Here is a 2,441-nt window from a genome sequence, read left to right on the forward strand (position 1 = left end):
ACAGCCTGGCTCGCTTTGTTCTGCTCACGTATACGTTTAATTTGACGGGCACTGTATTCTTTTACCGGCGGCAGACATAATGCGTCGAATTCACGCATGGTTTTTGTCTCCATAGCACCTGCCTTATGGAGTCCCTTTGCCGTTTTATGGACCACCTCCAGAATCTTTTTAGCCATCGTTACGTACCTCGATCAATTCACCAGATTTAATCGCTTTCTTTAAGGCTACAGGTTGATAGCCAAGCAACTCCCCCCGCCAATTCCTTCAATGTCTTCAGTTCCTTTAGGCTAATGTTTGCGCGCTCATTCTTTGCGAAGCCATAGACGAAAAACACTTTGTCGTCCAAATTAAATGCCACCAATGTACGCAGGCTACCGCGCTTACCCCGTCCGGAAATCGCCACGCGCTTTTTAATCACATGCCCACCCAAGTCAGCATCGATCAAGCCATTTACAATTTCCTCAACTGCTAACAGCAAAGCCTGATCACCCAGCCTTTCCTTGGCCGCCCATCGATGAAACCACTTGGTTTTGAAAACCTTCATTGACAATCCTTGTCAGTAAAAGCTAAGTATAGCACTAGGTGCTATACTATATCGAGCCGATATCTGCCAACTTTAATTAATTTCCTAATATTAAAATCAGACCTCGCGAATATTAGCCGGTAAAAAGGGGTCGGTGACAAATGATTCTAATTCTCATTTGTCACCGACCCCTTTTATCCTTTTATCATTGTCCCGACGGATAAACCTTTCTCATTACGTTTTCACCAAACTGCTTTTCGAATTCCGAATTGTCGGCGTAGCGATAACCGAAGACCTGGTCCCAGTATTCGGCGCGTTCCATACATAAATACATGAAGACCTGATCATGCCAAGGTTTGAACGCCCGATACAGGCTGCGGAACAGTTTAATTTTGATCTCATCGGAATTGGAAAGTTTGCCATGCGGATCAGGTACCAGCTCCATCTGATGAATCCGGGTGTTTTCGCCGCGTTCGCGGATCTTTTTCAGTACCGGTTTGATGAAGGTTACGGCACCAAATGAGATGAACAAGACATTTTGTGGGTTGAATCTGACCATGATTTTGGTGGCCAGCGCCGGGTAGTCTTGTTCCCAACCCTGATAGTGGATCATCGGGTGAAAATGGAACGCCGTTTTTATACCGTTGTCGGCCACTTTTTGTGCGGCAGCCAGCCGTTCATCGAGAGAAGCCGTGAAATGCTCCTCATTGGTGATGATAATTTCCGGATTCAGGCTCCAGCTGCACACGATATTGGGTGGCACGTCCAAACGAAGCAACGGCGCAATATTCGCGGATTTAGTTTTGAATTCCAGCAAAATGTCGGGGTGCTTATGGGCGAAATCGCACATCAGGGACAACATGCCGTTTTTGTCGCCCCATGCCAGTGAGTCTGAGGCCTGCCCCGTGGTGATATGGTAGTACCGTCCGGGTTCCAGTTCGATTTTTGCCAGTTTTTCTGCGAGGTCCGCGTCCTGGATAGCATGACCATCATAGAAGGTCTGGATCGTGCAATAGCTGCATCCGTAAAGGCAGTTTTCAACCACATCGATGTTGTGAAGATTGCAACACAAGGTTTTTTCCGATGCCACCGGGCACCAGCCTAGAATTTTTTTGTCCGATGCCTGGCTAACGAGTTTCATTTTTGGTCGTTCAGGTTTTGCCAATCCTTCGATCGGGTAAATAGTCGGTTTTTCCCGAAGTTGGGCAACGTGCTGCTTCAGTATCTGAAAAAGTCGTTTCTTTCGTTGCGGCCCTACGACTCCAGCAGGAATACTGTTTTCTGCTTTGTTCCATAACTCATCAACTGTGCCGCTTTGCCACATTTCCAGATCCCGCGCGATGATGCACAGATTTCTTATTTCCTGGGTCGTAATCCGATACTGCCCAGCAACAGCGCGGATACGCAGGCGATCCTTTTCACCAAGTTGAGAATAAAAGGTGTGATCGATAGTAGATTGGAACTTTTCTGCGTAAGGGGTCTGTTTGTCAGTCATGTTTTGAACCGATGTAGCGCGGGCTGGGAACCGTATAAGAGCATAAAAAGGGTCAGAGCGCAGTTTTTCCTAATATTAAAATCAGACCTCGCGAATATTAACAGAAACTGTACTCTGACCCCTTTGATAGCGGTGATCGTACTGACGGGTTACCCGGATGTGAACCTTGCAGTGGACCTCATGAAGGTTGGCGTGGTCGAATATCTCGTCAAGCCGGCGGAGAAAGACAAGTTGATCGAGGCGGTTACCAAAGCGGCGCAAAAGCACCGGATCTTCAGTGGAGACAAGAGCGGGATATAAAGGTTAGGTCCAATGCCGTGAGTAGCCCGGGCATCATCCGACGGGCAATGAAACTAAGGTTCTCCCTCCTCTTCATTTCTTACCCCTCTTGGCTCGCTTTACAGAGGTATCAATTGCTTTGGG

Annotated in this window: 2 protein-coding genes; both read right to left on the minus strand. The window is 47.6% G+C overall.

All coding sequences use genetic code 11. From position 1 onward, the window contains the following. Window positions 1–205: 205 nt before the first annotated feature. A complete protein-coding gene (locus V3S16_RS09925) occupies window positions 206–544 on the minus strand; it encodes a type II toxin-antitoxin system RelE/ParE family toxin (RefSeq protein WP_413884530.1) in 339 nt (112 codons plus the stop codon). Between the two features lie 184 nt (window positions 545–728). Then, window positions 729–2,018: a spore photoproduct lyase family protein gene (locus V3S16_RS09930; RefSeq protein WP_413884531.1), complete on the minus strand. Its 1,290-nt coding sequence runs from the start codon at window positions 2,016–2,018 to the stop codon at window positions 729–731. Window positions 2,019–2,441: the final 423 nt, after the last annotated feature.

Origin of the sequence: Candidatus Desulfatibia sp. (assembly GCF_036446775.1) — a bacterium.
Taxonomy (GTDB): domain Bacteria; phylum Desulfobacterota; class Desulfobacteria; order Desulfobacterales; family UBA11574; genus Desulfatibia_A.